Source organism: Levilactobacillus koreensis JCM 16448 (genome assembly GCF_001435525.1).
GTDB lineage: Bacteria > Bacillota > Bacilli > Lactobacillales > Lactobacillaceae > Levilactobacillus > Levilactobacillus koreensis.
Map to the genome: position 1 here is coordinate 1 of NZ_AZDP01000120.1, position 6,834 is coordinate 6,834.

Below are 6,834 nucleotides of genomic sequence, written 5' to 3' on the forward strand. Positions count from 1 at the left end.
GCTTGAGATGTAGGAACAGTCAAAACATTCTAGTCCTTTTATGAATGAATTGGGTTTATGGTTCATGTAAAATATTTCCAATCGAAATTCCCAATGAGATCAGCACTAGCGGCCAACTCATCGTAAATGTGTACAGCCAGAAGTTCCCGGCGTCACTAGGTTTAAAGAAGTCCAGAATGTGTGTCTGGGTCACGGCACTGACGGCGACCAGTAAGCCGAACATCGCCAGTTGACAGCATAATCCGCCATACGTGGAGAAACGGTACTTATTGACGATGGCGGTGTCGCTGTCAATTTCCGCCGATCCATACAGTGTTTGGTTGATGGTGGGGTTGTCGTAGCCCACGTACAGTGTGATCAGCAGGAGGCCGACCAGGTAGCTGCCGACCCACGGAATCAACAGGAGCACGTGGACGGCGACCAGACTAATTTGACTGAGGCGCAGGGCGCGGGCCTCATCGTGCTTACCCAGGGCCTTGAAGACCGGGTAGCCCGTTTCAAAGCCAATCAGGTAGAGGGCAAAGACGGCGTACATGCCGCTGCCGCCGAGATAGAAGTAGGCGAAGAAACTGTTGAATAGGAGCACCAAACTCACCAGAAATCCGCGGTTCAGGAGGCGCACCTTGTAGTTGGGCAGGACGTGGCGGTCGCTGTAGAGTTCGATGGCTAGAATGACCAGCGCCACGCCGATAATGGCGAGCACGATGCCGCTGGGAATGCTGACGCTAGCCTTCCGCAACGTGGTCAGCACGGCGATGACGGCAAAGCCAATCACCGACAGAATCCAGCGCCAGGTCTGCGTGATGCCGTGAACGTGAGTGGGCCGATTCTGATAAAAGTCGTTGGTAAAGTTATCCAACAGGACGCCCCCGGGCACCGCGGCAAGGTATAGCAGGGCCAACAAAACAAAGGTCAGCGTGTAGCTCAACTTGGCCAACAGGTCGACGCCAATCACCAGCGCCAGTCCGGCAAAGATGGCCCAGTAGAGGCGTTTCATGCGAAATTCGGTGGTCGCACTCAGGTGAAGCTTCACGGTTAAAAAGTACGGCCAAATCGTGGCGGCGCTGTAGCCCCAAAGAAAGCTACCAATGATCAGCCAGCCAACGGCATCGGTCAGCGCAAAGGTCAGACTCCCCAAGGCGCCGAGCACCAGGCTCAGAATCAGGTACGTCGTGGATCTCAGATTCAGACGTTTGGTATAAAAAATACTGGCGGCACGCGAAATATAAAACGCCACCAGGGCAATCAGAAACGTTTCGCTGTGGGACGCCTGGTACTTCGCTAGAATCAGCACGTACGGCAACATGATGCCGATGTTTGCCAGGAAGTTCAGCGTGCCCACGGAAAAGTCGATGCCACTTTGTCTCAGCCGGCTCACCCGACCATCTCCTCTATTAATCGTTTACACTAGTATAGCATAGTGATTGGGCTGGATGAAAAATGGCCGCGCTCCGGCTGCCAGGGATTCCGCCTGCTGTGGGGACGCTCCGGACTGAGGGGCGGTCCTCCGACTCGATTTGAAGCCACGAAGAACCCGTGTCTTCAAAGTCGCCCACAATGTAAGCCGGGAAGGAACCCCGACTAACATTGTCGACACGGCCGGCTGCATCCCTGGCCTCCTCCGGCTCAGATGGTGTGCTAGCGGTTTTGTTGTGGTGGTAATTGGTTAGGATTTTATGACTGAGGGATGACCGATCTATAGAGGTTATCTGGGTTAATTTCGTAGCCTACAGAATGCCACGGGGGCACTAGTTCCTGCCTAGAGCGGAGTTATGTTTAGTCGAACTTGGGCCTACAGAAAGCGGCTTGCCAAAAGCAATCGTATGGTTAACAAAGAAACAGACACAAACAGCCGGTGCAAATCCAATCAGGACCGCACCGGCTGTTTTAAGCTTTTTTGATAACAAAGAAATCATAATTAAATGACGACAAAGGATAATGTGAGCCACAAGTTGTATTGGAACGCTGGGTTACGCCATAGTCGCAGGCAGTCGGGAACGGAACCCGGTGTCAGTGGTGTTAGCTGACGTTCTTGAGTCAGCTTACACCACGGGACGCTTTGAAGACTCGTGGTCTTCGAGGCTCCAAAGCGAGCTTCAAGACCGCTCCATAGGCTTGAAGCGGTCCCCACGGGGTGGAGTTTCTGACTGCCGAAGACGGTGTCATGGCAACCCGGTTAGTGTTCCGAAGACGTCTTGGGGGTGAGGCGTTTTTCGACGAAGGAGAGGACGAGGTCCGTAATAATTGCCATCAGCGCCGTCGGTAACGCCCCCGCCAGAATAATCGCGCCACCGTTCGTTGCGTTGGTTCCGCGGATGATGATGTCACCCAGACCGCCGGAACCGATGAACGAGCCAATTACGGTAATCCCAATACCGATGACCAGTGCGTTACGGATACCGGCGATAATGACGGACAGTGAGAGGGGAATCCGGATGGTCGTCATGACTTGCCACCGGGTCATCCCCATCCCTTTACCGGCGTCCAGCACGTCTGGATCGACGCTCAGCATGCCGGTGTAGGTGTTCTTGATGATCGGCAACAGGGAGTACAGGAAGACGGTGACCACAACGGTCGTTTGCCCGAGTCCCAGCCCCAACATCAAGATGGACAGCATCGCCAGGGATGGGACGGTCTGAATCACGTTCGCCGCACCAATAATGACGGGTGAGAGCCGCCGGTACTGTGAAATCCAGATGCCCAGCGGAATCCCGACGATGGCCCCCAGCAGGACGCCGTAGATGGAGACCAAGAACGTTTGGTTAAATTGACTCAGCACGTACATCCCGTTGTGGGAGAAGTAGTAGATTAATTGACTCCATAAGCCTAAGTCTTTCACGTTACTTTCCCCCTTCGAAATAGTTGTGTTGCTTCAAGAAATTCGTCGCGACCGTCTGTGGTTCTTCAAGTTGGTCGTCGACCTGGTAGTTTAATTTTTGCATGGTCGTCAGTGAGATCTTGCCCACCAAACGGTTCAGCACGCTCCTCAGCTCGGGGTGCTGCTTTAAAATGGCATCCGTGGCGACGGGGCTACCGTCATATGGTGGGAAGAAGTTCTTGTCGTCTTTGAGTAATTTCAGATTGTAACTCCCGACCCGGCCGTCGGTGGAGTAGCCCAGAATGGCGTCCATCTTGTCGGCGGCCAATGCGTCGTAGAGCAGTCCAGTTTGCATCGGCAGGACCTTGCCAAAACTATAACCGTACATCTTCTGGAAGGCGGGGTAGCCGTCTCCCTGTCGGTTCTGCCAAATTTGGTCGATTCCGACGGTCATGTTCGGCGCTAATTTCTGCAGGTCGCTGACGGTTTCCAGGTGGTGCTTCTTCGCGTAGCTCTGCTTGACCATCCAAGCATAGGTGTCAGCGAAGCCATAGGACTTGAAGTAGGTCATCTGGTAACGCTTTTCGAACTCACGGGTGACGGTCGACTTGACCTTGGCCGGGTCCCGTTCAAATTTTTCATTCAGGATGGTGGTCAGGTCGGTCCCGTTGAAGCGAATGGAACTGATATCCGCGTTGTTGTTCTTGAGGGCGTTGAAGCTGACGTTTCCGGACCCCAGGTTGTTAATGATTGAGGTGTGTAAGTTTGTATAGTGACCGATCATACCGGCGATCATGTAGGCCATAATCTGCTGCTCGGTCGTGTTCTGTGAGGCAATCCGGACGTTGTTATTGCCGGCGCCGGCTAGGCCTGGTAGCGCGCACCCCCCTAAGGGTAGGAGGACGACGGCAACCAGAAAGGCGGCGAGCCATTTACGTAATTTATTTCGCATTAAACGAACCTCCTATCGTAAGGGTCGTGGCGTGACGGCCCATTCCACTTTACCCAGTAAGTAGTCCACCAATAGGGCTAAGAGGATAACGGGAATCGAACCGCCGAGAATCAGGTCAGACCGGTAGAGGTTTAAACCGTTAAAGATAAAGTCCCCTAGGCCACCAGCGCCAATGTAGGACGCCAGCGTGGCCCAAGCGATCACGTAGGTCGCAGACAGCCGGATACCGGCCATGATGACGGGTGCGGCCAGTGGAATCTCGGCGCGGACCATCATTTGCCACCAGGTCATCCCCATTCCCTTGGCCGCGTCACGCACGGTCGGGGAGACACCCTGCATCCCGAGGTAGGTGTTGCGCAGGATGGGCAGGAGGGAGTAGATGAATAACGCGACGATGGCGGGCGTGGAGCCGATTCCGAAGATGGGGATCATCATCGCCAGTAATGCCATGGCTGGGATCGTTTGTAGCACCCCGGCGAGCGTGATTACGAAGTTGGCGCCGTGTTTCATCCGCGTCAACAGGATTCCTAACGGCACGGCCACAATGACCCCAAGGGCCAGTGCGGCGGCCGAGATGTATAGATGTTGGCCGGTCTTGGCAACGAGTTGCCAGCCGTATGTGGCTAAGAAATGGGTCATTGGGCGGTGTCGCCTCCTTCATGGTTGGCGGCGGCGTGGATGTCGGCATTGATCGGTGAAGCTGGTTCTTCATTGGCTTCAGGTGCCCCCCGGAGCGCGTCGTAGACGATGTCGACTAAGGCCGTTCTGGTAACGATGCCGACTAAGTGCTTCTTGGCATCGACGACGGGAACGTTTTTAACCCCCTGTTTCAGAATCCGGTCGACCGTGTCCCCAATGAGGGAGTTGGCCTGCACGTAGAAGACTTCGCGGTTGGTGAAACGACTGATGAGCGTGGAGCCATCGGTGATCCGGTTGATATCGTCCAGGTCAACGAAGCCTTGGAGCACGTCGTTGTCGTCGGTGACCAGCAACGTATCAACTCGCCGGTCATGCATTAGGTCGATGGCGTCGTCCAGCGTCTTATCAGGCGTGATGGACACAGGCGTCTTCAGCATGATTTGACTAACCGTTAAAATGTTAGGTTGGGCCCGAATCAAGCGTTCCTCACCAATCAAGTTGGTGACGAATTCGTTGGCCGGGTGCCGCAGAATATTTTCGGGCGTGTCGACTTGGACCTGCTTGCCGTGGCTCATGATGACGACCCGCGTTGAGAGGTGCAGCGCCTCGTCCATGTCATGGGTCACGAAGATGAAGGTCTTGCCGAGGTCCTCTTGTAAATGTTTGACCAAGTCCTGCAAGGATTCTCGGGTGATGGGGTCCAAGGCACCGAAGGGTTCGTCCATCAAAATGATCTGTTGGTCGGCGGCTAAGGCCCGCACGACACCGATCCGCTGTTGTTGCCCACCGGAGAGTTCGCCGGGATAGCGTTGCAGCATGTCATCTGGCAATTGCGCCAGTTCAATCATTTTGTGGGCTTGTTCGGCACGTTTTTCCTTTGACCAGCCGAGTAGCTTGGGGACGATTTCGATATTTTCTTGGATCGTCATGTGGGGCATCAGTCCCGTGTTTTGAATCACGTAACCGATGGAACGCCGCAGCTTGACCGGGTCCATTTTAGAAATATCTTTACCATCAATTTTGATGGTGCCGGAGGTCTGGTTGAGCATCCGGTTGATCATTCGCATGGTCGTCGTCTTACCGGAACCAGACGTCCCGATGAAGGCGATGAACTCGCCGCGGTCGACCTGTAAATTGAAATCGTCGACGGCAACCTTACCATTGGGATATTCTTTGCGTAGATGTTCCATTGAAAGTAGCATTGATTAACCTCCTGTAATTTTACGAATTTTAAAGCTGTTGCGAGCGAGTCGGTTTCTAGACCGGCTCATTGGCGTAGCACAACGCGATGATTAATTAACAACCAACCACAAAGTTAGTGTTGGTTGAGGGGCACAACGGCCAGACAGAAATCGCACAGCGTGAACGAGTCACGACCTGCGCGCTATAAAAAATAACGATCGGTGTGCCGAGAAGCACCTAAAATAAAAGGGGATTCCTGGAGACCGGTCGTATTTGAATGTCAGCCTGTAATTATGCCCATTGTACACGAAATGGGTGGATTTTCCAAAGAAAAACTATTGCCGATGTTGATAATATTCGGGTGTAAACGACTTCATGACTGTTGCTTAGGCCCGGTGGCATGCGGGTTCACCACAGTTCTCAAGTTAACACAAAAAAATGTGTTTCAGATAAGAAAAACCTTATTTATTTTAATCGAAATTATTTAAAAATAAGGGTTGCCTTCGACCTACTAGAACCCTTTATAATCAAAAACATCATCAAAACACGAAAGGGAGTTATGACCTTGAAACGACTCTTACTTGCTGGGGCGCTGGACGCCGATAGCCAAACCTTTGTCCGTCAATTAAGCCAAAATAATCAGTTAGATCTGACGGTGTACACCCCAAGTGCGGTCACGTTGCCAACGACGGTGACCGCACTGACCGGTGAAGCCATCGATGAAGGCGGCCTGACCGCGGCGATGCTGGATCAAGACGTGGTCGTGGCGCTGGTCCCGACGATTCATCTGGCCCAAATGGCACGGACGTTAGCCACCGCAGCGGTTGCGGCGGGTGCCGGCCAAGTCATCGTCAGCCGTACCGACGACATCGTCGAGCTACCGGGCGAGATCCGCGATGCGCGGCGAACTCTGATGGCGGCGGGCATCAACTTTGATATGGTCGAAGGCTTCGCGGGCATCAGCACGCTGATGGCGTTGGAGACACCACGTGTTTTTACCGCAAAGCCAGCCGACATTCCGTTAGAGGGTTTGGCGGGATAACGTTTGGGTCAAGTGCAAGGTCAAGGGCGTGTGGCGTGTAGCTTGAAATGGCCGCACTCCGGCTGCCAGGGATTCCGCCTGCTGTGGGGACGCTTCAGCCTGTGGGGCGGGCTTCTCGCTCGCTTTGAAGCCGTGAAAAACACACGTCTCCAAAGTCGCCCATCCTGTTAGCTAGCCAGCGGCCAGCTAACAGGATTACCA

General features: G+C 53.8%; 6 protein-coding genes. 1 reads left to right on the plus strand and 5 read right to left on the minus strand.

Going from position 1 to position 6,834, the window contains the following annotated elements; translation table 11 throughout:
- Nucleotides 1–55: 55 nt before the first annotated feature.
- From FC99_RS12090 to FC99_RS12115, 5 genes are all read right to left on the minus strand, one after another.
- Nucleotides 56–1,378: a hypothetical protein gene (locus tag FC99_RS12090; protein WP_048734461.1), complete on the minus strand. Its 1,323-nt coding sequence runs from the start codon at nt 1,376–1,378 to the stop codon at nt 56–58.
- Between the two features lie 798 nt (nt 1,379–2,176).
- A complete protein-coding gene (locus tag FC99_RS12100; protein WP_048734467.1) occupies nt 2,177–2,839 on the minus strand; it encodes an ABC transporter permease in 663 nt (220 codons plus the stop codon).
- A gap of 1 nt (nt 2,840) precedes the next feature.
- Nucleotides 2,841–3,770 carry an osmoprotectant ABC transporter substrate-binding protein gene (locus tag FC99_RS12105; RefSeq protein ID WP_048734470.1) on the minus strand — a complete coding sequence of 310 codons (930 nt, stop codon included), beginning with the start codon at nt 3,768–3,770 and terminating at the stop codon, nt 2,841–2,843.
- A 12-nt stretch (nt 3,771–3,782) separates the two neighbouring features.
- Complete coding sequence (locus tag FC99_RS12110; RefSeq protein WP_048734472.1) at nt 3,783–4,409, minus strand: ABC transporter permease; 627 nt, start codon at nt 4,407–4,409, stop codon at nt 3,783–3,785.
- Nucleotides 4,406–5,611 carry a betaine/proline/choline family ABC transporter ATP-binding protein gene (locus tag FC99_RS12115; protein WP_048734474.1) on the minus strand — a complete coding sequence of 402 codons (1,206 nt, stop codon included), beginning with the start codon at nt 5,609–5,611 and terminating at the stop codon, nt 4,406–4,408. Before FC99_RS12115 ends, FC99_RS12110 begins: the two co-directional genes overlap by 4 nt.
- Nucleotides 5,612–6,156: 545 nt before the next feature.
- On the opposite strand from FC99_RS12115, the gene FC99_RS12120 reads away from it, so the two are divergent.
- The gene (locus tag FC99_RS12120) at nt 6,157–6,633 is read left to right on the plus strand and encodes a Rossmann-fold NAD(P)-binding domain-containing protein (RefSeq protein ID WP_048734477.1); all 477 of its coding nucleotides are present in this window, start codon (nt 6,157–6,159) and stop codon (nt 6,631–6,633) included.
- The last annotated feature ends 201 nt before the right edge of the window (nt 6,634–6,834 follow it).